The organism is Borborobacter arsenicus, from assembly GCF_003934165.1.
Classification (GTDB): Bacteria; Pseudomonadota; Alphaproteobacteria; order Rhizobiales; family Rhizobiaceae; genus Pseudaminobacter; species Pseudaminobacter arsenicus.
Genome location: NZ_RKST01000110.1, coordinates 1 through 432, shown reverse-complemented (window position 1 = coordinate 432; position 432 = coordinate 1). Strand labels below are relative to the sequence as shown.

Genomic DNA, 432 nt, shown 5'->3' with positions numbered 1-432 from the left:
GTTCGGCATAGGTCAGAAGTTTGGGATCGATCACGGAGCTGCCGACCGCTTTTCGGATCTGACGCATGGATTTGCCGACAGCGTCGAGAAAGGCGCGGCTCGCGTTCTCCATCAGATGCCATCGATCTGCCACCTGGTCGGCATGAGGCAGCGCTTTGGCGATTGCCTCTCCATATCCACCACCTCGATCGCGGGCGACAATCGAGATCGACGGATGTCCTGCGAGCCAGGCCCGCGAGGTGTCCTGTTCCCGATCTGGAAGCAATGTCACGGGCCTGCGCCGTTCGAGGTCGCAGACAATTGTCCCGTATCGCTGGCCGCGTCGGAATGCGAAGTCGTCGATACCGATGATGGCGAGCTTGTCACGCGGCTGCTCAGTCCGCCGGCGCACGACACGCAACAGGGTGTCGTTGCTCACCGGCATCGTCAGGC

1 protein-coding gene is annotated in these 432 nt (G+C 61.8%); it reads right to left on the bottom strand.

The genetic code is table 11. From position 1 onward, the window contains the following. The coding region (locus tag EET67_RS25430) for a transposase (protein ID WP_165900052.1) at positions 1-432 on the bottom strand (432 nt) is incomplete at both ends.